The following is a 23437-nucleotide window of genomic DNA, read 5'->3' as shown; positions in this document are numbered from 1 at the left end:
ACTTTATGCGAATTGCTCTATTCACTGAAACCTTTTTGCCCAAGGTTGATGGAATTGTCACGCGCCTACGCCATACCGTTGAGCACTTACAGCGTTCTGGCGACCAAGTATTAGTTTTTTCTCCAGATGGGGGCTTAACCGAGTACAAAGGTGCCAAAATTTATGGCGTGCCGGGAATTCCCCTGCCCTTGTACCCAGAACTGAAGCTGGCTTTTCCTCGCCCTTCAATTGGGGAAGCCTTGGAGCGATTTCGCCCAGACTTAGTTCATATCGTCAATCCTGCCGTCTTAGGATTGGCAGGTCTGTACTACAGTAAAACTCTAAAAATTCCTTTAGTGGCTTCTTACCACACGCACCTACCCAAGTACTTGGAGCACTATGGCTTGGGGATGCTAGAAGGTTTGCTCTGGGAACTGCTGAAAGCGGGGCATAACCAAGCGCAACTGAATTTATGTACCTCCACGGCCATGGTGGAGGAACTGACGGCTCACGGTATTGAGCGAGTAGACCTTTGGCAACGGGGCGTAGATACAGAAACATTTCAACCGAGCTTAGCCAGCCAGGAGATGCGATCGCGCCTCAGTCAAGGCCACCCAGAAGCACCGTTATTGCTCTATGTGGGTCGTCTCTCCGCCGAAAAAGAAATCGATCGGATCAAGCCTGTTTTGGAAGCAATTCCCAACGCTCGCTTGGCTTTAGTGGGAGATGGTCCCTTCCGCCAGGAACTCGAGAAGCATTTTGCGGGCACCCCCACCCACTTCGTTGGGTATCTCGGAGGCAAAGAGCTATCGAGTGCCTTTGCTTCTGCCGATGCCTTTGTCTTTCCTTCCCGGACCGAAACTTTAGGGCTGGTACTCCTAGAAGCGATGGCGGCAGGTTGCCCAGTGGTGGCAGCTCGCTCTGGGGGAATTCCTGACATTGTGACCGATGGGGTGAACGGCTACCTGTTCGACCCCACCGATGAGCAAGGGGCGATCGCGGCCACTCAATCTTTGCTAAATCAAGTTGAGGCACGCGAAACTCTACGCCAAAATGCCCGCCTAGAAGCAGAACGTTGGGGTTGGGCAGCAGCCACTCGTCAGCTTCAGAGTTATTACCGTGCTGTGGTTAACTCTCAAGTCCTACCTTCAGCAGCTTAGAAGTACCGATTCAGACAATTCAAATCTCACCCCGCCTACGGCACCCCTCTCCCATGTGAGAAAGGATGGGGGAGAGGGTATGCTCAGCAGAACTACAGTTCTGTATAAGTTGTTGCTTGTTGGACTGTAGACAACCAGTTACATTCGTAGTGGTTCTGTTATTGCTCAGTCTTGTGAGGGGATACTAACCTTGACTGAACCAATAACCTGTTTTAGTTGCAGCGATCTCTTGATTAATCGAGAATACCTCACGACACTATAGATAAGAACCAATCTGAACTTGAACGAGTTGGGTATCCCCAGACCTAAATCAAGTTTTCTGACTGGCTCTGGGTAGTATCAGCTTGACTAGACAAGCTACGCTAATCAACAGGAAATGAGCTTTAGTGTAGTGTCTATAAAAACATCTAATTCTCCTGCGATCGCCTCGCTCAGAATCCATCTACCAAGCATGGGCTGCCTCGCCCCATTTATCGGTCATGACTATGACACTCCATAATTCTGGCGCTGTGCCTCAAGCGGGTGGCATGCTGGCTACCCTGACTCAAGGCAATAACCGTAAAGGCAACCTAACTCATCGCGTCAAGGATTTACCTGTTCCGCAATTCATTGATTTGCTGGAACAGATTACTCGTGAGTTTGAGCACTTTTTACGGGCGATCGATTTAATTAATAATGAAACCTTAGAGACGCTGCTAGAGCAGATTCTAGAGGCATTTACCTTAAAAATTGGCCAAATTCTTCAGGCCGATCGCACCACTATTTTTTTGGTAGATGAAGAAAAAGCGCAGCTTTGGGCCAAAATTGCTCAGAGCGATGACGGCAAGTCACCAGAAATTCGCATTCCGATTGATAAAGGCATTGCAGGTCACGTCGCTACGACCGGAGAATGCCTAAATATTCCTGATGCCTACAGTCATCCTCTCTTTAATAAAGAAGTTGATAAGCAAACGGGCTACCACACCAAAAATATTTTATGCATGCCTATTTTTAATAAGCATGAGCGGGTGGTTGCAGTCGTCCAGTTGCTGAACAAGATGGGAGGGATGCCATTTGACGCCACAGATGAGCAACACTTCCGTGAATTTGCTTCTTCGATTGGCATCATCCTAGAAAGTTGTAATACGTTCTACATTGCAGCTCGCAACCAGCGCGGGGTGGCAGCGCTGCTAGAAGCGACCAAGATGTTGGGGCGCAGCTTAGATCTGGAAACCACCCTGCGGGCAGTGATGAATCAAGCGCGTGACTTGATGCAGGCCGATCGCAGCACTTTGTTCTTATTGAGCCGGGAAACCAATGAGCTGTGGACCAAAGTTGCGGCAGCCGATGAAAAAACAATTTTGGAAATCCGCATTCCTGCCAATAAAGGCATTGCTGGGTACGTCGCTTCGACGGGTGAAACCCTAAACATCCCGAATGCTTACGAAGACCCACGCTTTGATCCCAGCACTGATAAGAGAACGGGTTATTACACTCGCAATATTCTCTGTATGCCTGTGTTTAACTCCAGCAGCGAGTTGATTGGAGTCACCCAATTAATTAATAAGCATCAAGGCAGCTTTACTAACTCTGACGAAGAGTTCATGCGGGCCTTTAATATTCAGGCGGGGATTGCCTTAGAGAATGCCCAACTGTTTGAGAACGTGCTGCTGGAGAAACAGTATCAAAAAGACATGCTACAAAGTCTGTCGGATGCGGTGATCTCCACCGACATGCAAGGCAGAATCGTTACCATTAATGATGCGGCCATTGAGTTGCTAGGTTGCCCGGTCCGCAAAGCCAGTGGCAAGGTGAATAAATTGCACTGGCAAGACAAACTGGTAGGCCGCTACGTCTGGGACATTATTCCGATCGAAAACTTGCAAATGCGATTGCAAGATAGCTTGAAAACTGCGGCCAAACACTACGTACCCGAGCAAAGCTTAACGGTGGGCCTGCATATTGCCACGAGTGCTGTAGGCGAAGGAACTGTGGAAGATGACGGCAACACTGTATACACCTTAAGTATCAGCGATCGCACCGACACCAGTCGTTACGTTGCTTGGAATGAACTGCCGACGGCACCAACGACTGAAACTAGCAATGGCACCTATGTAGTCGAGCCGACTTACTTCACCAAAGCGCAAATCCGGGAAATTGAGCGTAGTATTAACCTCACGGTGAATCCCCTCACCAACCCAGAAGGTAGCGTGCGCGGCGGCTTAGTGGTGCTAGAAGACATCAGCCAAGAGAAGCGGATGAAGACGACCATGTATCGCTACATGACCCCAGGAGTCGCAGAGCGAGTCATGGCTTTGGGCGAAGATGGCCTCATGGTGGGTGAGCGTAAAGAAGTCACAATTCTGTTCTCAGATATTCGTGGCTACACCACTTTGACGGAAAACTTGGAAGCGACCAAAGTCGTCGAGCTGCTGAATCAGTACTTTGAGACGATGGTGGAAGCGATCTTTAACTACGAAGGCACCCTGGACAAGTTCATCGGGGATGCAATCATGGCTGTGTTTGGTGCGCCTCTTCCTCTCAACGAAAACCATGCCTGGATGGCAGTGCAATCGGCGCTGGATATGCGGCGACGGCTCAAGGAGTTTAACGAGGCGCGAATGGTGGAAGCCCAGCCCCAAATTCACATCGGGATTGGGATTAGTTCTGGAGAAGTAGTCTCTGGTAACATTGGCTCCCAGAAACGCATGGACTACACCGTGATCGGAGATGGTGTTAACCTCAGCTCTCGCTTAGAGAGTGTGACGAAGGAATATGGCTGTGATATTGTGCTGAGCGAGTTCACCTATGAACTCTGCCGCGATCGCATTTGGGTGCGAGAACTCGACAAAATCCGCGTCAAAGGTAAGAACAGACCTGTCAGCATTTTTGAGCTGATTGGCGATCGCCGGGAAGCGTTGCCAGACGAAAGCGAAGAGTTTCTAGGTCTCTACATTGCTGGACGCACAGCCTACACTCAAATGGAATTTCAAGCCGCGCTCAAGCACTTCAGCGCTGCTCAAAAATTGCGAGAAACTGATCAAGCGGTGGAAGCCCATCTGCGGCGAATTCAAGAATACCTCACAAATCCGCCCCCCGAAGACTGGGACGGCGTGCATACGATGACGAGTAAGTAGCCAAGTCAACAGCGTCCATAGAAGTGAATAGTCTACTTCTATGGACGCTGATTAGATCGCTCAATTGCCAACAGACTTGGCTCAAAACCTTGGTTAAAAGCCCTCGTCTTGCTGATGAAAAGGCTTTTGCCCAATTCCTAGCTGCTTCTTGGTCCGCTTCAGCTGTTTCCACAGCGCCTTCACTTGTTTGTAGGACTCCTCAGGCGTGAGCTTGCCACCTGTCTCTAGGCAACAGATGTAACTCACTCGTTGAGCGAACTCTTGCAAGTTGGCGTTGAAAACTAAGTTTTCTGGCTTGACCTCGCCATGGTAACGACTGCGCGGATAGAGAAAGTTAGAGCGTTCTGTCACAGTTTCCTCCCTGAGTCTTTAAATTGTTATCTTGTCTGAGTTGTTAACCCTGTAGCCCCTGATACAAGTTCCTGCGGCGATCGCTGGCTCGAAGATCTGAACAGATTTCAGAAGCCAGGGTTTTATCAAAAAAAGCTAACGGATTTTTAATTACTTATTAACCAGATCTTAACCAAAAAGTGCTCCCACTCCAGTAATAGTCAATACATATATATTTCTTAGCTTTAAAGCAGCCGTGAGGCGGTGATTCGCAGCAGGACTCATTAGAATAACAAGTTTTACTTCAGTTAAGAATAGATTAAGGAAATCCAGTTAAGTAGAGTTGCTCATTTACTCGCCACAACATTTTTGTAGGTTTTAATACTGACTCTCTGAAGCGAAGATTGAGCCATCTACCTGCGCTGAGATTTGTTTTTCCAACCCTGAGAGATCACGCAAATTTATTACTATAGGCTTAGCCACGTCTTACTAAACCATGTCAAACGCCACTATTGACCCAACGGATTACGTTCACGCTGCGGCCAGCTTGATCGATTTGCCCCTTGACCCAGAAGGTGTCCCTAGTGTCGTCACCAACTTTGCTCGCATTCAGGCGATCGCCGAGCTAGTGCTGGAGTTTCCGCTCCCCGATCAGATTGAAGCTGCTCCGATTTTTGTCCCATGAGGCCAGCAGATGCTACGAGCATAGCGGCGGCAATCCGCGATCGCGAAGTCACAGCTAAAGCGGTTACGGCGGCGGCTTTGGCAAAGATTGCGGAACTAAATCAGCACCTCAACTGCTTTACCGCAGTGATAGCAGACACGGCTTTAGCAACCGCTGAGCAGATTGACCATGCGATCGCCCAAGGGCAAGATCCTGGGCCTTTAGCTGGCGTGCCCTTTGCGGTCAAAAATCTGTTTGATGTTCAAGGTTTGACCACCTTAGCAGGCTCCAAGATCAACGCGGAACAAGCACCTGCCACCACAGATGCAACAGCAGTAGCCAAGCTGCGGCAAGCGGGAGCAGTTTTGCTAGGTACGCTCAACATGGACGAGTATGCCTATGGCTTTGTCACCGAGAACAGTCATTATGGGCCGACTCACAACCCTCACGATCTAAATCGGGTGGCAGGTGGCTCCTCTGGGGGTTCAGCAGCGGCAGTGGCAGCGGGTTGTGTTCCCTTGACCTTAGGGTCTGATACGAACGGCTCTATCCGGGTGCCTGCGGCGTTATGCGGCGTGTTTGGCCTCAAACCTACTTATGGGCGTTTATCCCGCGCTGGCACCGTTTTGTTTTCCAGTAGCTTTGACCATATTGGACCTTTTGCTCATTCAGTACGAGATTTAGCCGCTGTTTTTGATGTGTTGCAAGGCCCCGACCCCCGCGATCCCATCTGTACCGATCGCGCACCTGAACAATGTCTGCCCCAACTCCAGCAAGGCTTTGAGGGGGTGAGAATCGCGATCGCAACTGACTACTTTGCCCAAGGCGCGATCCCAGAAGCGTTAGAAGTGGTGGACCAAGTCGCAGCCGCTTTAGGCGCAACTCAGGGCATCACCATACCAGAGGCGCACCGAGCTAGAGCCGCAGCTTTTGTCATTACCGCAGCGGAAGGCGCTAATTTTCATGCGGCCAACTTACGATCGCGTCCTCAAGACTTCGATCCTGCGACTCGCGATCGCTTTCTAGCTGGGTCTTTAATTCCAGCTCATTGGTATCTCCAGGCCCAACGCTTTCGCCGCTGGTTTCAGCATCAGGTGCAAGAAATCTTTCAAACTGTGGACTTGATCTTGGCTCCCACAACCCCTTATCCTGCTCCCTTGATCGGCCAAGAAACAATCGTGATTGATGGAGTCGAGATGCTCATTCGACCCAATTTAGGCTTATTTACTCAGCCTTTGTCTTTTATTGGGCTACCAGTCTTATCAGTGCCGATTCAGCGACCAGGCCAGTTGCCTCTAGGCGTGCAACTGATAGCCGCACCTTATAATGAAGCCTTAATTCTCCGTGTAGCCGCATTCTTAGAAACGGCTGGCATCGTATCTGCGCCTATTGTTCAACCGCGAATCGAGGTATGAGTACATACGACTGGATTGTGATCGGGGGTGGAGTCACAGGAGCAGCCCTGAGTTATGAACTTGCTCAGAAACAGTTTTCTGTGCTCCTCATCGAGCAACATGGCACCTTACAAGGGGCAACTCGGTTAAGCTATGGCGGCATTGCCTATTGGTCTGGTACAACCGATTTAACTCGACAACTTTGCCAAGCAGGTTGGCAGCGCTATCCCAACTTAGCAGCGGAGCTAGGAGCAGAAATTCACTTTCGGGAATTAGATTTGTTGCTCACGGTGGCTGTCGATCGCGACCCTACTGCTATTGCTCCTAGTTACGCTGATTACGTGATTCCCCCCCGTTTGCTCAGCGTGGCTGAAGCCTGCGATTTAGAGCCTTTGTTAAATCCTGAGGCGATCGCAGGAGCCTTTACGGTGCGCCACGGTCAGGTTGACCCAGAAGCCATGACCCAAGCCTATCAGCAAGCTTTTGTGCGATCGGGCGGCAAAATTGTCATCGACTCAGTGATGGGATTGCAGCGACAAAACCAGCGCATTACAGGGGCGATCGCGACACAGCAGATTTATACAGCCGCCAACGTTGTGATTTGTACGGGTGGCTGGAGCCGGGCTTTGTTAGCCAAAGCAGGATTGACAGTGCCCCTCTACTTTACCCATGCTGAACTAATTGAGACACCGCCAGTGGATATCAAGCTACGAACGCTAGTGATGACGGCGGAGATGCAGCGTTTTCAGTTAGAGGCGCAAGCCAGCACAACTGATAAAGAGCGGCAGTGGCAGCAACCGGATACAGAGTTATTGCCTTTCGTTCTGGATGCAGGTGTTGTGCAACTGGCAAATGGCAATCTTCGCCTGGGGCAAATTAGCCGCGTCCTTAGTAATCCACAAGCTCAAGTCGATGCTGTGGCCAGCGAAGCTGCAATTCGGGAATCAGTTGGCCAAGTGTTACCAAGTTTGCAAAACCTCCCTGGTCAATGGCAGCACTGCTTGGTTGCCTTTAGCCGCGATCGCCTCCCCTTAATTGGGGCGGTTTCCGAAACTGTTGGGTTACACGTTTTCTCTGGCTTCAGCAACCCCTTCGCGATCGTGCCTCCTTTAGCAGAACGGTTTGCTGAAGGTGCCTCAGGCGAAACAGACTCAATTTTGGCGCAACTTTCGCCAGCTCGCTTCGCTACGCCTGTAACTTAACCAACTAACCCGATAAACTAGGCTCATCAACGCTCAATGGCGGCTTTTTAAGACAGGGTAGAGCCCTAAAACGCTCAAGTGCCTGAGTTTAAGCCAAGAATAGCTCACCCAGTAGACCCAGCTTAAATAGAGTTCATTTAGAATGGGTGATTATACTAGGTACGTACTTATCCAGGCTAGATTGTGTCATTTCTGATCAGTCAGTCTTGACGGCACAATTCATTTTGTAGCGCAAGCGTCAACTCCCATCTGCGTCTATCCTGCAAAGCACCTTCATCGCTGGGTCTTGCACCTTAGGTTAAAGACTTCCTATGGCTAAGCTAGGTCAATCTTCTTTCCGTCGTGTTTTGTTATCCTGCATTCTGCTACTCAGCGTCCCAGTGCTGTTGTTAGGGGAAGTTGTGACCTACAAGAAGGCGCGCTCCAGTTTATTAGAAACAGCTCGCCGCAATCTAACCGAAAGTGCAGTGCGAAAAGGCAATGATATCAAAGATTCGATCACAGCCTTACAAGCCAATCTAATTACCGCTAGTGAAACCTCAGCTCTACAGTCAGGCTCGCTGGCCCAAGCTCGGCAATCCTTAAGTCAGTTGCAGCAAACGATCCCCACGCAAGTTCAGTGCATTCAGCTGACCGAGATGCAAACGAGAAAGCTGGCCCTAAGTACCTGTGGCACTCAACTACAACTGCTCTCTGCCACAGCCCCCTCTACTTCACAGCCCAATACTTTTGCGACTACTCCCAATTCTGGCAGTGTCAATCAGCTGTGGCCACCAGATCAGAAGCAGTTGAAGCCAGGTCGCTCCATTGCCTACGTCACCCCAGCAAGCCAAATTAACCAGGCTAACCATCCCCAAGGTCAGCTCAGTTTAGTTCTCAGCGTGCCAGTTTACAGCGACAAGGGGCAGCTCAAGTATGCTCTTAGTGTTCAAACCGCACTGCATCAGAAAGAGGGCGATAAACCGGGTTCGCTCTCTGGCTACACAGTGGTCATCGATCAAGATGGCACAATCTTGGCGCATCCCGATCCAGTCCGAATTGGCAAAAATATTCGGCAGGAGGCGGATTCTAACCGTTTAGAGGGGATTTTGCACAACGCGGTTGTTGACGGCAACTCAGATGTGCGGCATCTCTTTGGGTTTGAAGACAACGGGGCCGAATGGCTGGCTGGATACAGTCCGATTCGGGTGCCCATTAACCAATCCGAAAACCATACTTGGGTCGTGCTGGCTGTGACTCGGATTGACAATGCCCTTTATGGTCTCGACGAAATCAAGCAGATTCTAGTGGTGCTGACGTTAGGGCTGATAGCGGCAAATTTACTAGCCACCCTATACGTAGCACGGGAACTATCGCGACCGTTAGAGCAATTAGGCAACTATGCTCTACATATCCAGCAGCGTCATACTGCAACCTCATCGCAAACGACTTCTACGGCGATCGCGGCTGATAGTACTGCTTCACCCGATTCCAATCTAACCAACTCGGCTCAGACAAATCAGCACGCAACGCTTCACTCAGCGCTTCCGGAAGGAAGTTCTTCATTGAGCATCACCGAGCCTCTAGGCATTAGCGATCGCGCTCCCACAAACTTTAGAATTCGGGAGCTCAATCAACTGGCTAAAGCGCTCAATAGTATGGTGGAGCGACTGGAAGAACGCGCTGAAGAACTAGAAGCAACTTGGCGGGAGGCAGAAGCGGCTAACCGACTCAAAAGCGAATTTTTGGCTAACACGTCTCACGAATTACGCACCCCCTTAAACGCCATTATTGGTTGCATTCGTCTGGTGCGAGATGGCTGCTGTGACGATCGCGAAGAAGAAAACGAATTTTTGCAGCGCGCAGATGACGCAGCCATTCACTTACTCGATGTGATCAACGATCTGCTGGACATTGCCAAAATTGAGGCGGGTACCCTCTCAGTCGATCTGCAAGCGATCGATTTGCGCACCATCCTCCAAGATGTGATTGCTTTACAAAGTGTGCCGATTCAGCAGAAAGGCCTAGAGTTAGATTTTCCTCACTTGAAAGAACCGATTGCCGTTTACGCAGACCCAGCCAAACTGAAGCAGGTTTTGCTCAATGTGGTTTGTAATGCAATTAAGTTTACCGAGCAAGGAAAAATTGAGATTTTACTTCGGATTGAGCCGACCACAGGCACTCAAAATGGGCATCGAGGCGCACGAGTAGTCATTGCCGTCCAAGACACGGGGGTTGGCATTGAGCCGACTCAGGTTCCGAAGCTCTTCCGTCCTTTCGTGATGGCCGACGGCACTACCACCCGGCGGTTTGAGGGCACAGGCTTAGGCTTGGCAATCTCACGCAATTTCATGGAACTAATGGGTGGCAACATCACTTTAGATAGTGCTGGGCCAGACCAAGGGACAACGGTGGAAATCACCCTACCTGTGATAGATGGAGCACAGTTACCCAAGTCAGAACTGAAGGAGCCCAGCCACAGGCGCAGTATTCCTAAAGCAGCACTAGTTGTCCCGATTGATTAAGTGACTCAGTTAGGCCATTTAGCACCCGCACCAACTCAGCCCCAACCAGCCCAGAAGAGATTGGCGAAGCAATATTATGACGCACGCAATCTAAAAAATGAGTGCAGACTTGATGTAACGGTTCACCAGGTTCAAGGCTCAGAATTTCGCGACGCTGCTCTATAGGCGTGTAGTAAGTTGGGGCAAGCTCTGCTGGGCTGAGTTGAGTACTGGCAAGGGGTTGTAGTTGACCATGTTGAATGGTAAGTGGAGCTTCAATTGCTAGTTCATCAAATACCAAAGTGCCTTGACTGCCCACTACGCCCAACCGCCGCTGCTTATCTGGATTTAACCAACATAAGTGCAGCGAAGCTTGAAAACCACTTGGGTAAAACAGTGTCACCCAAACTAAATCTGCTAAACCTTGGGGGAAGTAATCTTTGTTGAGCGATCGCGTCTGTAACCAGACCTGACCTTGAGCTTGCACTTGAGTTGGGGTTTCTCCCAGCCAGGTATTGAAAATAGCAATGTCGTGGATGGCTAAATCCCAAAGTGCATCTACGTCGGGGCGCACGGGACCTAGATGAGTACGGGCCGCATACCCATACCTCAGATCCCCCAATACACCTGAGCGCACCACCGCTCGCCCCCGTTGTACTGCCGGATGAAATAGATAGGTATGGTCCACCACTAATTGTCGTTGTTGCATTGCCGCTAAACGGCAGAGTTGTTGCGATTCGGATAGCACTAGAGTGAGGGGTTTCTCCGCTAAAACGTGGTAACCCTGCTTCAAGGCAGTGGTGATCAGAGCATAGTGAGTAGTGGCAGGTGTAGCGATCGCGACTGCTGCTAGTTCAGGCGGCGGCGGCAACGCTGACCAATCAGTTGCCAAAATCACTTGCTCGTCGAAATTAAAGCGTTGGCGTAGGGCGGCTAAACGCTCTGGATCAGGATCAATCACTGCGACTAAACGAGCTTGAGGGTGCTCTAAGAAATTCCGCACCAAATGCACTCCCCAACGCCCCGCACCGATAACCGCGATTCCAATTCGATTCGTCATTTGATTGGTCCTTCCATCCCAGGGCTTGTGTGCGGCTCAATTATCTTCTGAGTGAGATGCAGGCTGTGTCAGTTGAAGGAAGGCTGCTTGCGCGGCTGCCTGTTCCGCAGCTTTAATCGAGCGTCCAGTGCCTCGCCCCAAAAACTGTTCTTGTAGCCAAACCTCAGCCGCAAAGCGATTTGGATCACCATGCATTAAGCCAATTTCTTGGGTGCGATAAGTGGGCAAGCTTTTATGTTGAGCTTGAGTCCATTCTTGTAGAGCCGCTTTGTAGTTTTGCCGCGCCGGATCAGTACGAATCTCGATCGCGAATGCCTTAAAGTGAAAGTCTAACCAAGAGCGAATCAACGTCAAGGTGTGGGTACTCAAGTACAGTGCGCCGACTAAGGCTTCTAGCGCCTCAGCTAAGCGGGACTCCTCCCCAGCTTTGTCACCCAAAGCGCTGCCAGAAACTAACAGATATCGTTCTAAGCCGTAGTGTTGGGCAATGCGAGCCAGGGAGCGATCGCTGACCAACATCGACCGAATTGCGGCAAACTCCCCCACAGGACAATCCGGATAGGTTTCAAACAGCAGTTCAGAAGCAGCCAGCCGAACCACTGCATCCCCCACAAATTCTAGTTGTTCGTAATTCGACTCGGCTGAAATCGTGGGATGCGTTAGCGCTAAATCCAAAAGTGACCACTGGACAGGGGCTGTTTCGGGTAGAGCCAATTTTCGCAGTAGGCTCTGGAGTTGCTGCTGACGATGCGGATAGCCCAAGGTTGTCATTTCAAACTCAATCAGTGACTTGAGCCCACTTGCTACTGCCAACCGTAGGGTTCTGTCTCAGGGAGAATGAGCCCCTCAGACCAGTTTAGGCAGAGCAAGGTAGCTGATGAATACTCTGATTGAAATTGTAGACGCTCAAATAGGAGCTTGTAGCGTCAAAAAAACAATAATCGGTTGTAGAGTGGGCAGGTTTAGGCTGCGATCGCGGAACCAGCACAGGCTGAGATAACTGCTGCCAGCTCGAAGCTTGCTTTTTTTGATGGGTATACCAGAAGCCGTATTGTTGCGATCGGACGGCATTGACAGTCTGCGGTAACACTCCGACTAAAAGTGCCAACACCTCATCAGGCAGTTCGAGGACAACTTGACGGCTAAAAAACGCTTCAAACCCAGCCAATAACTTTTCGACTCTCAGAGCTGGATCAGAGTAGTTAGTAATTCTTTCTAGCCACCGCATCCACTGAATCCGCCGCCCATAGGCTTTCTGCCGTTCTTCAAAGGTTTCGACCGGAACTAATTCAGGCGAACCAATGGCAATTACAACGTTATAGCCTTGCTCAACCGGGCTCCCTACCGCTGCCCCAGGCCCAGCAAAATCAGCATGATAGGCTTTGCAGAGGATCAGTCCACATTTTTTCTGTTCGCTCACAGCGAGGATAGGGTTGCAGTGTGGCACAGGCTTTGATCCACCTCATTAAAAATTAGGGTTCGTCGTCACAAGCCTGGTTTAGTTGAACCAGCTATGTGTCTAAGCAAACCTTTCTAAGTCAGAATGCCTTCATCTTAGAGTAGGGATAATACCTTGCCTAGCGATGAACCCCAGACTTCTAATAATCTACACAATGGCTTCTTGAATCTAAAAAATCCGTAAACTCCCAAGCCAACAGCTCTAAGCCCAGAACTGGCTGGCTGGCGTTGAGGCGAGCAACTTCAATACAAGTACGTAAACTTTATGAGAAATAGATAAAACTTCAGCCAGAACCCAAGTTAAAAGCTTGATTTTAAGGAGTCGGAAGAGTTGGACGTAAGCCGGGTTCTGTTTTCCTCGGTGCTAGGCACCTTAGAAGGCGGTTATCTATCTGGGACGTTTGTTACCAAACGCCTCTAGCGGTATTTGCATTAGGAACAGGAAAAAGACCAACCCTTGTTCCCGCGACCTTGCTCCCGACCGGGGTTTACCGAGCCAGCACCTCTCGATGCTGCTGGTGCGCTCTTACCGCACCCTTGCACCCTTACCCGCGATTTCTTTTATTTTTAATAAACTCGTTTATTAAAAATAAAAAGATCTCCGTTGGCGGTATGTTTCTGTGGCACTCTCCTCACGGTCACCCGCACTGGGCGTTACCCAGCAAGTCTGGTCTTTGGGGAGCCCGGACTTTCCTCAGACTGGCTTAAAGCGCGATGCCTTAGCGCGCTGGAATGAGTTTCTCACTCCTACCAAGTCCGCAACCACCTACACCAACTCTTCCTAATCATCCAGTTTAACAAGCCGTGGAACAGCCAAAGTATCATGGCCAAAACTGTCAGGTTATGTTTTCAGGTGTTTCCAAGGGAGTGCATCCGTCCAAGGCAAGCGTCTCGCCGTAAATTTACAAGACAGCACATGGAAGCGATCGCCCCCACCGCCCCCGACCGGATCAAAGACTCGTAAAACCAGCCTTAAGGAAAATTCTTTTTTGTCCATAGCAGTCTTTAGACTCGCTAAGTTCACTAAAGGAGCACCCACCTTGACCGCACCCGCATCAGATTCGCGCTTCAGAGTATCTTCTGCGGTTACAGCCTCCTTGAGAGTTTTGCCTGGAGCAATCACACTAAAGACCTGCGGTTGAAATAAATCTGTGGTTAATCCTGGCATCAGTCGGATCACCCGTCGCGATCGCCCATCAAAATCGGCAAAGGAACTGTGGTCCCAATCCACATAGATAGAGTAGCGACTAGAACGGTTGCTAATGATGATAGGCAACCTTTGCAGCTCATCTGGCTTGGTGTAGCGTGCAGCCAAGCCGAAACCAACCCCAAGGGTGTCTTGTAGATTTTGTTCTTGCAATTGCTGCTTTAAGTCATCCGGCTCAAACCGCACGGTGAATCGTGCATCCAGCGATTTGATCGCCTCGTTAATCACATAGGTGACGCAAATAATGTAAATGGCTAAAATCAGCAGATCAAACTGATTCATTGCTCAATCATCTTTGACCGTAGATTTGACCGTAGAAATATTTTCAAACCAGCCCCTCCGCCAGAAAAAAGCACAGAGGCTCACTGTAATCAGCAACATCAGGGCTAAGCAGGCTGGATACCCTAAGTACCAGTTCAACTCAGGCATATTCCAAGGAGAGATTTCTGTGTTGAAATTCATGCCATAAATACCAGCCACAAAAGTCAGGGGAATAAAAATGGCTGAAATCACCGTGAGAGTTTTCATAATCTCGTTCATGCGGTTGCTGACCGAGGATAGGTAGACATCCATCAAGCTAGAGGCTAACTCTCGATAGGTTTCTACCATGTCAAGCACCTGAACTGTATGGTCATAGCAGTCCCGCAAGTAAATCTGCACGTCATGGCTAATCAGGTCACTGCCGTCACGAATTAGCATGTTAATGGCATCGCGTTGAGGCCAAATAGAGCGGCGTAGGGTCAGCAGTTCTCGCTTGATTCCATGAATTTTTTCGAGGGTTTGTCTGGTAGGGTTTGAGACAACCTCGTCTTCTAACTCCTCAATCCGTTCTCCATAGGCTTCTAAAACCGGAAAAAACCCGTCAATAATCGAGTCTAAGAGGGCATAGGTGAGGTAATCAGACTTTTGTTTCCGAATCGTTCCTTTATTACAGCGAATTCGCTCTCGGACTGGCCCGAAAGAGTCATGGTCTGGTTCTTCTTGTACAGTCAACAGATAATGCTGCCCCAAGATAAAGCTCACTTGCTCACTAATGAAGCTTTGCCCATTGGCTTGCAGCGTTACCATCCGCGCTACGATTAACAGTTGGTCTTCGTACTCTTCAACCTTGGGTCGCTGCGGCACATTGACGATATCTTCCAGGACGAGCGGATGCAAATTGAATACATGGCCTAACCGCTTCAAGATGTCCTCACTGCCTAGCCCTTTCACATCCACCCAAGACACTGATTCAGTATCCAGGTAAGGCTCACAGTCTTCTGGTGCTTCAATCTCTACTTTTGTCGCTTTGGTGTCACTGTAGTCAATCAGAACTATGACTGGGGGGGGCGCATCGACCTCGATCTTGAGCGTTCCGGGCATGCTCCCAGGCTGGTCATAGAAATAGTCAATATAGGACGGTTCGTCTCCTAAAAGACTTGCTTCAGACAAGTCGAAAGCGTTCTTAGGAGTTTGGGAATTGAAACCACGCAATGGTTGACTCGGTCGGTTAGACATAGAGAGTTTTGGACAAGACGCGCACCGCCATCTTAAGCAATTCAATCAGGATTGAGTACTATTCCAGCACGTTGATTTTGCTGGTTGGGCAAAGCTCACTCCACCCAAGTCCAGAAATCTCATGGGATGAAGTTGTACTCCTAAAGCTAAAAAAGCAGCAGCTTGTAATAGCTACTGCTCCAATGAGTTTAGATGTTCAAACTAGCGTTGTGGCAGCAGGCCTACATCATGCCCATGCCGCCCATGCCGCCCATACCACCCATGCCGCCCATGCCGCCCATGCCGCCCATGCCGCCCATATCGGGAGCACCAGCAGGAGGGTTCTTCTCAGGTCGCTCGACGATCACAGCTTCTGTGGTCAAGACCATGCTAGCGACAGAAGCCGCATCTAGCAGCGCCGATCGCACGACTTTAGCGGGGTCGATCACTCCAGCTGCAATCATGTCCTCAAACTTCTCAGAAATGACGTTGTAGCCCATGTTGAAGTCCATGTCCCGCACTTTTTCCACGATGACAGAGCCTTCAACCCCTGCGTTGTCAGCAATTTGACGCAAAGGTGCTTCCAAAGCTTTAATCACGATATCAGCCCCGATCTTCTCTTCATCGTTTAACTGGGCTTTGATTTCTTCCACCTTTTTAGTCAAGTGGATTAAGGTAGCACCACCACCGGGTACTGTGCCTTCTTCTACGGCTGCTTTGGTAGCGTTCAAAGCATCTTCGATTCGCAGTTTCCGGTCTTTCAGTTCGGTTTCAGTAGCTGCCCCAACTTTGATTACAGCCACGCCACCTGCTAACTTAGCGAGGCGTTCTTGCAGCTTTTCTTTGTCGTAGTCTGAGTCGGTTCTTTCTAGCTCTTGGCGAATTTGGCTGACTCGCTTTTCAATGTCAGATTTGGTGCGATCGCTAACCTCAGCCACAATCGTGGTGTTGTCTTTAGTGATCGTTACTTTCCGAGCTGTGCCCAACATCTCTAGAGAGACGGCATCCAAGGTCAGACCGACATCTTCAGAAACCATCTGGCCACCAGTCACCACGGCAATATCTTGCAACATGGCTTTGCGGCGTTCACCAAAGCTGGGAGCTTTTACGGCAGCAGCATTCAAGACACCCCGCATTTTATTGACCACCAAGGTAGCGAGGGCTTCACCCTCAATGTCCTCAGCAATAATCAATAGCGGCTGACCAGAGCGGGCAACTTTCTCCAGAACAGGCACTAGCTCTTGGATGGAACCAATTTTCTTGTCTGTGATCAAAATGCGGGCGTTTTCATAGTCCACCAGCATCCGTTCGCCATCGGTGACGAAGTAAGGAGAAATATAGCCCCGGTCGAACTGCATCCCTTCTACAACTTCCAGTTCGGTAGATAAGGACTTAGATTCTTCTACAGTGATTACGCCATCTTTGCCCACCCGGTTCATGGCTTCGGCAATCATGGCTCCTACTTCTTCATCGCCACCCGAAGAAACAGTGGCAACTTGAGCGATCGCGTCTCCTTCAACGGGTCTCGCGACCGCTCTGATTTCTTCTGCTAAGAGAGCTACTACCTTTTCGATACCCCGACGCAGGCTCACCGGATTAGTACCCGCTGCTACGTTCTTCAAGCCTTCGCGGATCAAAGCTTGAGCCAGCACTGTGGCAGTAGTAGTGCCATCCCCAGCAATATCCTTGGTTTTAGAAGCCACTTCCCGAATTAGTTGGGCTCCGGTTTGCTCTAGAGGATCTTCGAGTTCAATTTCTTTCGCGATCGTGACACCGTCATTGACGATCTGAGGTGCTCCAAACTTTTTCTCTAGCACCACGTTGCGGCCTTTGGGTCCTAGAGTGATCCGAACGGCATCTGCTAACGCATTCACACCTCGTTCTAACGCTCGCCGAGATTCTTCGCTGAATGCAACAATTTTTGCCATATTTCGTTCCCTACGCTTCCAACTAGAATTTAGCACTCTATCGGAATGAGTGCTAAACCGATCGTGCTCTTTGTAGTAATAAGCAGGATTAAACCAGCGATCGCCTTACACTTGCAATTCAGGATGGATGAATTGGTATCCCGCAGTTTTGAGCTTTTGGTTAGATACCTTCGCATTGTAGGAGCGAGCACTGGGTTGCGATTCGTCCCAATTTACAGGAGCTAGGTTGTAGCGCTGACACACCTGCTCAATCAGTTCTCGACTGGTTAACGTCACTTCTTGCACCAGATTATATATTCCTTGGAGTTGGTGCTCTTGGGCAAAGGCGATCGCGCCCACAATGTCATCTAGGTGAATCCAGTTACTTGGTTCTACTCCTGTTCCTGGTCGAGTGGTGCCTGCCGCTCTCCCAAAAATTCGCTGAAGTTCTCGTCCTGGCCCATAAATACCGCCTAGCCGCAGTACACAAACCTTGAGTTGAGAATTCGCAGCGTTGAGCAATACCTGTTCAGTTTCCGCCAGAATTTCACCGTTGCGGTTGGCAGGCTTGACAGGGAAGCTTTCATCGACCCAACTGCCCTGTTGGTCGCCATAAACGGCATAGCTCCCTGTGTAAATGAGTTGCTGCACACCCGGCGTTCGAGCTAGAACTTTGACTAAAGTTTTGGCGGTGTGCAGATAAGTTTCTTCATAGCTGTTAGGGCTACGCGCCCCCACACTCAGCAGCACGACTTGTTGATCCGCTAAAGCCCCAGCTAGTGAGGTTTCATCATTGCCTTGGGCTAAAACGGCATGGTCTGCGATCGCCTCTAGTTCCGATAAACGTGGCACGCTGGTTGTGGTAGCCGTGATGGTGCAACCTGCTTGCCGCCAGTGTCGAGCGACTGCCATCCCGACGTATCCACAGCCAATAATTGCAACTTTCACAGAACCTCCTTTCTTCTTCAGCAAACACAAAAAAACGGTAGAGGATTTAACGCTCTACCGTTTAACTATTAGTTATCTCTCGGAACTAAAGGCTATTCAGCCGCTTGAGGCAGTAGCTCACGCTTCTCACCTTTCAGTACCTTCACCTGACCCTCATCCACATCCATAACGGCGGTGTCGCCATCCTGGATTCGGCCAGAGAGGATTTCCTCAGCCAGGCTATCTTCCAACAACCGCATGATGGCTCGACGTAACGGTCTAGCACCATAGCTGGGGTTGTAGCCTTCTTCCACTAACCGATCCTTGAACCGCTCAGTGACTTCCAGCGTGATGCCTTGCTCGCCGAGACGGCGGAAGACCTCGTTCAACATGATGTCCGCGATTTCCTTAACCTCGTCCTTCGTCAGTTGACGGAAGACAATAATCTCGTCAAGACGGTTGAGGAATTCTGGGCGGAAGTACTGTTTCAGTTCTTCGTTAACCAGCGAGCGGATGCGGTTGTATTGGGAATCAGCTTGGCTCTCTGCCGAGAACTCAAAGCCAAGACCACCGCCACCCTTCTCAATCACCTTAGAACCGATGTTCGAGGTCATGATCAGCAGTGTGTTCTTGAAGTCTACTGTGCGGCCCTTGGCATCGGTCAGGCGACCATCTTCCAAGATTTGCAAGAGCATGTTGAACACGTCGGGGTGGGCTTTCTCGATTTCATCGAACAGCACCACTGTATAAGGCCGACGACGCACCGCTTCGGTCAACTGACCGCCTTCGTTGTAGCCAACGTAGCCCGGAGGCGAGCCGATCAGCTTGGAAACGGTATGACGCTCCATGTATTCCGACATGTCAAGACGAATCATGGCATCTTCGGAACCGAAGAAGTAAGCAGCCAACGACTTGGTCAACTCAGTCTTACCAACCCCGGTAGGACCAGAGAAGATAAAGCTAGCGATCGGACGGTTGGGGTTCTTCAAGCCAACCCGTGCCCGACGAATGGCACGAGACACAGCCTTAACCGCTTCGTCCTGTCCAATCAAGCGGCCATGCAAGGTGTCTTCCATGTGGAGCAGCTTTTCAGACTCAGACTCGGTGAGCTTGTTAACAGGAACACCCGTCCAAGAAGCCACGATATGAGCAATGTCCTCTTCATCCACCATTGGAGAAGCGTCTTCATTGCCAGGTTCCGCCTTCTTGGTTTGAGCGATCGACCGGATTTCAGTTTTGATTTCCATTTCGCGATCGCGCAACTCACCCGCCCGATCAAAGTCCTGCGCCCGTACTGCATCATCTTTCTCTTTCAGAACTTGACGAAGTTCTTTATCGAGTTCTTTAGCAGCAGGAGGTAATTGCGAGTTAAGTAAACGGACTCTAGAGCCCGCCTCATCAATCAAGTCAATCGCCTTGTCAGGCAGGAAGCGATCGGAAATGTAGCGATCCGACAGCTTAGCCGCAGCGTCTAAGGCAGCATCAGAAATTTTTAGCTTGTGGTGCTGTTCGTAGCGCTCACGCAAACCGCGTAGGATTTCAATGGTTTCATCCACGCTGGGTTCACCCACCATCACAGGCTGGAAGCGACGCTCTAGCGCAGCATCCCGCTCAATATGCTTGCGGTATTCATCCAAGGTGGTAGCACCAATACATTGCAGCTCACCTCTGGCTAAGGCAGGCTTGAGGATGTTGGCTGCGTCGATCGCGCCTTCAGCCGCCCCTGCACCAATCAAGGTGTGAACTTCGTCGATTACCAGGATGACATTTCCGGCAGAACGGATTTCATCCATGATTTTCTTCAAGCGTTCTTCAAATTCACCTCGATACTTGGTGCCTGCTACCAGCAAACCAATATCGAGTGTAACCACGCGCTTGTCTTCCAGAATGTCTGGAATATCGTTGTTAGCGATGCGCTGGGCCAAACCTTCGGCGATCGCCGTCTTACCAACCCCTGGCTCCCCAATCAAGACTGGGTTGTTTTTGGTCCGACGACCCAAGATTTGGATGACGCGCTCAATCTCTTTCTGACGACCCACGACGGGATCGAGCTTTCCTTCCGCTGCCATTTGGGTCAGGTTAGAGCCAAATTCATCCAGGGTAGGAGTCTTCGTCCGACCGCCCCCTGGCGTGGTTGAAACTTCTGCGGTTTCACCCAACATGCGAATGACTTGAGTCCGTACCTTGGAGAGGTCAACTCCAAGATTTTCCAGCACTCTAGCTGCAACGCCTTCGCCCTCCCGAATCAGACCTAAGAGCAGGTGTTCGGTGCCAATGTAGTTGTGTCCCAACTGCCGAGCTTCTTCCAAGGACAGTTCTAAGACACGTTTGGCGCGAGGAGTGAACGGAATTTCTACAGCAACGAAGCCAGAACCTCGACCAATGATTTTTTCTACTTCAATCCGAGCGTCTTTGAGATTGACACCCATAGACTTCAGTACTTTGGCGGCGACGCCGGTCCCTTCTCCAATTAGACCCAGGAGGATCTGTTCTGTACCTACAAAGTTGTGCCCAAGGCGGCGAGCCTCTTCTTGGGCCAACATAATTACCTTAATGGCTTTCTCTGTAAAGCGTTCAAACATGGCGTGTATCCATCACCTGCTGCGTTGCCGGTACGCTGATTTTAGCATAGGGAAATTTTGCTGCTATCATCCGCAAGATAGCAGCAATACAGACCGAGCGATCCCAATTCAAGGTGGCGATCGCTGAAGTTTTTGAATATTTACTTCCGAAGGGAGATTTTCGACAAAGATTTGTTGCAAAGTCAAGGGGTAAGTCCCAAGTTCTCCAAGCTCAGGGATTGTCCAGTTCCGGCAAGTGCCAACCTGCTTGGTGTAGCCGAGCCTGAACCTGATCTTGCCAATCTATAAGTGCTTGACCAAACTCAGGTGATTGTAGCCCACCACGCCACAAAATCAAGGCATCTTCCCCGGTTTCTTCGTAATAACGCCGTCGCCGCCCCGCTTCTTGGAAGCCAAACTTCTCATAAAGTAACAATGCAGGTTGATTAGAGGCGCGAACTTCTAGAGTGGCCCGCTCTAAACCCCGCTGTCGCGCTTTTTTAAGGAGCGCATACAAGAGAGTTTGGCCCAATCCTTGAGCTTGGTAGTTAGGATGCACCGCTACGATGGTGATGTGAGCTTCATCGACGATCGCCCAAAAGCACCCCAAACCAACTAGTGGAGCAGCAGGATCATCTTTAGACCCCAGTTCTATAGGCTCTATAGGCTGTTTCTCTAAAGTTTGGTGAGCTTGGCTGGTTTGCAGGACTAATAATTCACTGTTTGGGCTCTCTAGTTCTCTTCGATAACCCTCCAAAGTCCATAGGCCCCCGAAACACAACTGATCGAGGACTAGAGTGGCGGGCAACAATTCTGGAGTTAATGATTGGAGATCCAGGAAATTCACGAGAAGTCTAGGTCGAAAGCTCTGGATGCACAGCCCTCAATTGTACACTGAGAAACAAGACGCACTCACGCCTGTCAACTAACCAAGGACAACTATTACGCAATGGTATCGACTTACTCTGTGGAGGTTCAGAACTCTGGCCGTCAGTATTTACCTGCCCCTGGAGATGCTGCGGCAACCCGATCCCCAAACCAATTCCTTTTGCCCCTGACTGCTCAAGTCAATGGGCAGGATCACTTGGAAGTTGGGGGTTGTGACGTTACGGAATTGGTGCAGCAGTTTGGTTCGCCACTGTACGTTGTGGATGAAGAAACGCTACGCACAACCTGCCGCCAATACCGTGATGCTTTTAAGCAATATTACCCCGGCAAATTTCAGGTTCTTTATGCCTCCAAAGCTTGGAGTTGTCTAGCCATCTGCGCGATCGCAGCCAGTGAAGGATTAGGTATTGATGTCGTTTCTGGCGGCGAGCTTTACACAGCACTGCAAGCAAGAGTTAGCCCCGACAAGCTCTATTTTCACGGCAATAACAAATCAGTTGCAGAACTTGAGTTTGCGGTGGAATCGGGTTGCAACATTGTGGTGGATAACTGGCTGGAGTTGCAAACCCTAGCTGGGATGCCTGCTAGAGAAACACCCATCCGCATTCTGTTGCGCTTAACGCCTGGAATCGAGTGCCACACCCATGAATACATTCGCACTGGGCACTTAGACAGCAAGTTCGGCTTTGATCCCAATCAACTGGATGAAGTCTTTACCTTCGTTAGTCAGCAACCCACATTAAATTGCGCTGGCTTGCATGCTCATATCGGTTCCCAAATTTTTGAGCTGCAACCTCACCAAGACTTGGCAGGGGTGATGGTACAGTGGCTGACCAAAGCCGCAGGATATGGTCTCTCCATTCAAGAGCTCAATATTGGCGGTGGTTTAGGGATTCGCTACACCGAATCCGATGACCCTCCCAGTATTGACGCTTGGGTAAAGGTGATCAGTGAGGCGATCGCGGCAGCTTGCCAAGCCCAAAATATCGCCCTACCCAAACTCCTTTCTGAACCAGGGCGATCGCTCGTCGGTCCCACTTGCATTACGGCTTACACAATGGGTAGCCAGAAGACGGTGCCTAACATTCGCACCTATGTCACTGTGGACGGTGGCATGTCTGACAACCCCAGACCAATCACCTACCAATCAGTTTATCGGGCTGTAGTGGCTAACCGGATGTCTGCTGCTATGAGCGAAACAGTGGCGATCGCGGGCAAGCATTGTGAATCCGGCGATATCTTGATCAAAGAAGCCAGCCTGCCCCAAACGGAACCCGGCGATACTCTCGTCGTAATGGGCACAGGAGCCTACAATTACAGCATGGCTTCTAACTACAATCGGTTGCCTCGCCCGGCAGCAGTTTTAGTTAGAGCTGGAGAAGCCAACCTGATCCTGCAGCGGGAAACTTACCAAGATCTAATTCGACAGGATCGCCTACCAGAGCGCCTGAGCGGATTAACGGCTTAACCCGCCAACCTGATTTAGAGCTAGCTTGCTAGTTTCTTCACGATCAGGTGGCCATGCAGTGACTTGCACAAGGCTTAACCGAAATATTCTTGACTGGCAACTGGGAGGCTAGAAGGCTGCACAGCCTCTCAGTTGTCCCCGTTGAGGCGCAAGCGTA

At 50.2% G+C, this 23437-nt stretch carries 17 protein-coding genes and 1 other RNA gene; 7 read left to right on the top strand and 11 right to left on the bottom strand.

Translation table 11 applies throughout. From position 1 onward, the window contains the following. Nucleotides 1–5 precede the first annotated feature (5 nt). Both H6F90_RS20705 and H6F90_RS20700 read left to right on the top strand, forming a co-directional pair. A complete protein-coding gene (locus tag H6F90_RS20705) occupies nucleotides 6–1139 on the top strand; it encodes a glycosyltransferase family 1 protein (RefSeq protein ID WP_190554136.1) in 1134 nt (377 codons plus the stop codon). Nucleotides 1140–1618: 479 nt separating this feature from the next. Beyond that, a complete protein-coding gene (locus H6F90_RS20700) occupies nucleotides 1619–4255 on the top strand; it encodes a GAF domain-containing protein (protein ID WP_242024562.1) in 2637 nt (878 codons plus the stop codon). Nucleotides 4256–4348: 93 nt separating this feature from the next. Here the strand turns inward: H6F90_RS20700 and H6F90_RS20695 are convergent, their stop codons facing one another. Continuing rightward, entirely contained in the window at nucleotides 4349–4606 is a 258-nt protein-coding gene (locus tag H6F90_RS20695; protein ID WP_190431375.1) for a hypothetical protein, read from the bottom strand. A gap of 475 nt (nucleotides 4607–5081) precedes the next feature. On the opposite strand from H6F90_RS20695, the gene H6F90_RS20690 reads away from it, so the two are divergent. The 4 genes from H6F90_RS20690 to H6F90_RS20675 all read left to right on the top strand — a co-directional run bounded on the left by H6F90_RS20690 (nucleotide 5082) and on the right by H6F90_RS20675 (nucleotide 10349). Further along, nucleotides 5082–5270 (top strand): DUF4089 domain-containing protein, encoded by a 189-nt coding sequence (locus H6F90_RS20690; RefSeq protein ID WP_190431374.1) that lies wholly within the window; start codon nucleotides 5082–5084, stop codon nucleotides 5268–5270. Further along, complete coding sequence (locus H6F90_RS20685; RefSeq protein ID WP_190554134.1) at nucleotides 5267–6664, top strand: AtzE family amidohydrolase; 1398 nt, start codon at nucleotides 5267–5269, stop codon at nucleotides 6662–6664. Before H6F90_RS20690 ends, H6F90_RS20685 begins: the two co-directional genes overlap by 4 nt. Beyond that, nucleotides 6661–7845 carry an FAD-binding oxidoreductase gene (locus H6F90_RS20680; protein WP_190554133.1) on the top strand — a complete coding sequence of 395 codons (1185 nt, stop codon included), beginning with the start codon at nucleotides 6661–6663 and terminating at the stop codon, nucleotides 7843–7845. Before H6F90_RS20685 ends, H6F90_RS20680 begins: the two co-directional genes overlap by 4 nt. A 311-nt stretch (nucleotides 7846–8156) precedes the next feature. Next, nucleotides 8157–10349 (top strand): sensor histidine kinase, encoded by a 2193-nt coding sequence (locus H6F90_RS20675; RefSeq protein ID WP_190554132.1) that lies wholly within the window; start codon nucleotides 8157–8159, stop codon nucleotides 10347–10349. On the opposite strand, the gene H6F90_RS20670 is transcribed toward H6F90_RS20675, so the two are convergent. The 10 genes from H6F90_RS20670 to rimI form a co-directional block, all read right to left on the bottom strand. Then, complete coding sequence (locus tag H6F90_RS20670) at nucleotides 10318–11388, bottom strand: Gfo/Idh/MocA family protein (protein WP_190554131.1); 1071 nt, start codon at nucleotides 11386–11388, stop codon at nucleotides 10318–10320. The genes H6F90_RS20675 and H6F90_RS20670 overlap by 32 nt on opposite strands. A gap of 36 nt (nucleotides 11389–11424) precedes the next feature. Continuing rightward, the gene (gene rnc, locus H6F90_RS20665) at nucleotides 11425–12159 is read right to left on the bottom strand and encodes a ribonuclease III (protein WP_190431974.1); all 735 of its coding nucleotides are present in this window, start codon (nucleotides 12157–12159) and stop codon (nucleotides 11425–11427) included. 85 nt (nucleotides 12160–12244) lie between these two features. After that, on the bottom strand, nucleotides 12245–12835 hold the full coding sequence (locus H6F90_RS20660; RefSeq protein ID WP_190554130.1) for a hypothetical protein: 591 nt from the start codon (nucleotides 12833–12835) through the stop codon (nucleotides 12245–12247). 333 nt (nucleotides 12836–13168) lie between these two features. After that, nucleotides 13169–13626: RNase P RNA component class A (gene rnpB / locus H6F90_RS20655), an RNA gene on the bottom strand. Between the two features lie 61 nt (nucleotides 13627–13687). Beyond that, nucleotides 13688–14335, bottom strand: coding sequence for a hypothetical protein (locus H6F90_RS20650; RefSeq protein WP_190554129.1), 648 nt, complete (start codon nucleotides 14333–14335; stop codon nucleotides 13688–13690). 3 nt (nucleotides 14336–14338) lie between these two features. After that, nucleotides 14339–15550, bottom strand: a complete 1212-nt coding sequence (gene corA, locus H6F90_RS20645; RefSeq protein WP_190554128.1) for a magnesium/cobalt transporter CorA — start codon at nucleotides 15548–15550, stop codon at nucleotides 14339–14341. Between the two features lie 221 nt (nucleotides 15551–15771). After that, nucleotides 15772–17457: a chaperonin GroEL gene (gene groL / locus H6F90_RS20640; protein ID WP_190554127.1), complete on the bottom strand. Its 1686-nt coding sequence runs from the start codon at nucleotides 17455–17457 to the stop codon at nucleotides 15772–15774. A 105-nt stretch (nucleotides 17458–17562) separates the two neighbouring features. Next, a complete protein-coding gene (locus H6F90_RS20635; RefSeq protein ID WP_190554126.1) occupies nucleotides 17563–18384 on the bottom strand; it encodes an NAD-dependent epimerase/dehydratase family protein in 822 nt (273 codons plus the stop codon). A gap of 92 nt (nucleotides 18385–18476) precedes the next feature. Continuing rightward, nucleotides 18477–20945 (bottom strand): ATP-dependent Clp protease ATP-binding subunit, encoded by a 2469-nt coding sequence (locus H6F90_RS20630; protein ID WP_190431364.1) that lies wholly within the window; start codon nucleotides 20943–20945, stop codon nucleotides 18477–18479. A 211-nt stretch (nucleotides 20946–21156) separates the two neighbouring features. After that, the gene (gene rimI, locus H6F90_RS20625; protein ID WP_190554125.1) at nucleotides 21157–21771 is read right to left on the bottom strand and encodes a ribosomal protein S18-alanine N-acetyltransferase; all 615 of its coding nucleotides are present in this window, start codon (nucleotides 21769–21771) and stop codon (nucleotides 21157–21159) included. Between the two features lie 102 nt (nucleotides 21772–21873). On the opposite strand from rimI, the gene lysA reads away from it, so the two are divergent. Next, entirely contained in the window at nucleotides 21874–23280 is a 1407-nt protein-coding gene (gene lysA / locus H6F90_RS20620; RefSeq protein WP_190554124.1) for a diaminopimelate decarboxylase, read from the top strand. Nucleotides 23281–23437 lie beyond the last annotated feature (157 nt).

The sequence above is a fragment of the Trichocoleus sp. FACHB-591 genome (assembly GCF_014695845.1).
Classification (GTDB): domain Bacteria; phylum Cyanobacteriota; class Cyanobacteriia; order FACHB-46; family FACHB-46; genus Trichocoleus.
This window is presented reverse-complemented; position numbering and strand designations above follow the sequence as displayed.

What these genes read in the sequence shown, in the direction of transcription:
- H6F90_RS20650 (WP_190554129.1), bottom strand. Translation starts at nt 14,335, where the DNA reads ATGAATCAGTTTGATCTGCTGATTTTAGCCATTTACATTATTTGCGTC.
- corA (WP_190554128.1), bottom strand. Translation starts at nt 15,550, where the DNA reads ATGTCTAACCGACCGAGTCAACCATTGCGTGGTTTCAATTCCCAAACT.
- H6F90_RS20700 (WP_242024562.1), top strand. Translation starts at nt 1,619, where the DNA reads ATGACTATGACACTCCATAATTCTGGCGCTGTGCCTCAAGCGGGTGGC.
- groL (WP_190554127.1), bottom strand. Translation starts at nt 17,457, where the DNA reads ATGGCAAAAATTGTTGCATTCAGCGAAGAATCTCGGCGAGCGTTAGAA.
- lysA (WP_190554124.1), top strand. Translation starts at nt 21,874, where the DNA reads ATGGTATCGACTTACTCTGTGGAGGTTCAGAACTCTGGCCGTCAGTAT.
- H6F90_RS20675 (WP_190554132.1), top strand. Translation starts at nt 8,157, where the DNA reads ATGGCTAAGCTAGGTCAATCTTCTTTCCGTCGTGTTTTGTTATCCTGC.
- rnc (WP_190431974.1), bottom strand. Translation starts at nt 12,159, where the DNA reads ATGACAACCTTGGGCTATCCGCATCGTCAGCAGCAACTCCAGAGCCTA.
- H6F90_RS20705 (WP_190554136.1), top strand. Translation starts at nt 6, where the DNA reads ATGCGAATTGCTCTATTCACTGAAACCTTTTTGCCCAAGGTTGATGGA.
- H6F90_RS20680 (WP_190554133.1), top strand. Translation starts at nt 6,661, where the DNA reads ATGAGTACATACGACTGGATTGTGATCGGGGGTGGAGTCACAGGAGCA.
- H6F90_RS20690 (WP_190431374.1), top strand. Translation starts at nt 5,082, where the DNA reads ATGTCAAACGCCACTATTGACCCAACGGATTACGTTCACGCTGCGGCC.
- H6F90_RS20630 (WP_190431364.1), bottom strand. Translation starts at nt 20,945, where the DNA reads ATGTTTGAACGCTTTACAGAGAAAGCCATTAAGGTAATTATGTTGGCC.
- H6F90_RS20685 (WP_190554134.1), top strand. Translation starts at nt 5,267, where the DNA reads ATGAGGCCAGCAGATGCTACGAGCATAGCGGCGGCAATCCGCGATCGC.
- H6F90_RS20670 (WP_190554131.1), bottom strand. Translation starts at nt 11,388, where the DNA reads ATGACGAATCGAATTGGAATCGCGGTTATCGGTGCGGGGCGTTGGGGA.